The following is a 556-nucleotide window of genomic DNA, read 5'->3' as shown; positions in this document are numbered from 1 at the left end:
CGATCGGGCCCAGCACCTTCTCGGCGAGCACCAGCGGCGAGGGCTCGGGCTCCTGCACCCGCACGAGCTGCGCCTTGGGGGTGTCGTCGCCCGGCGCGGTCGCCGCGACGGTGCCGGCGGCGTCGGCCTTCCGGGTGGCGGAGGTGACGTCGTGACTGAGGCGCTGCAGCAGCCGGTTCGCCTCCCCGAGCCAGCCCTGCTGGAGCCACGCGACCGTCCTCTGCACGGTGGCCTGATATTGCGGCAGGTTGCCGGCCCACCCCGCCGCCTGCGACAGCACGGTCTAGGGCTCATCAGTCTCGCGGCCCGCGTCGGTGCCGCAAATGTAGACAACCTGCGAGCCGGCGACGTTCTCCGGTGCGGCCAGAGACGGGTCAGCGTCCCCGCAGCCTTGGTCGTTCGCGTCGCCGTCCAGGCTGTCGAGCACGGCGATGATGCGGTCCGCTGCGTCGACGGCGATCTGGACGGCCTCCTCCAAGCTAGCACGGAGTGCAGCGCGCGCCGGCGGCTCCGGGAGGATCGGAGCGGCCGGTTTCGGACGCTGGGTGAAGGGGAG

At 72.7% G+C, this 556-nt stretch carries 2 pseudogenes; both read right to left on the bottom strand.

Annotation, left to right across the window (positions count from 1 at the left end):
• Nucleotides 1-280, bottom strand: a pseudogene (locus MKK82_RS25885) (AI-2E family transporter); the annotation flags it as partial.
• 3 nt (nt 281-283) lie between these two features.
• Nucleotides 284-556 (bottom strand): annotated as a pseudogene (locus MKK82_RS25880) (hypothetical protein); the annotation flags it as partial.

The sequence above is a fragment of the Methylobacterium sp. E-046 genome, assembly GCF_022829625.1.
GTDB classification, from domain to species: Bacteria; Pseudomonadota; Alphaproteobacteria; order Rhizobiales; family Beijerinckiaceae; genus Methylobacterium; species Methylobacterium longum.
Note: the sequence above shows the minus strand (reverse complement) of the source record. Positions and strands in the feature narration are given on the sequence as shown.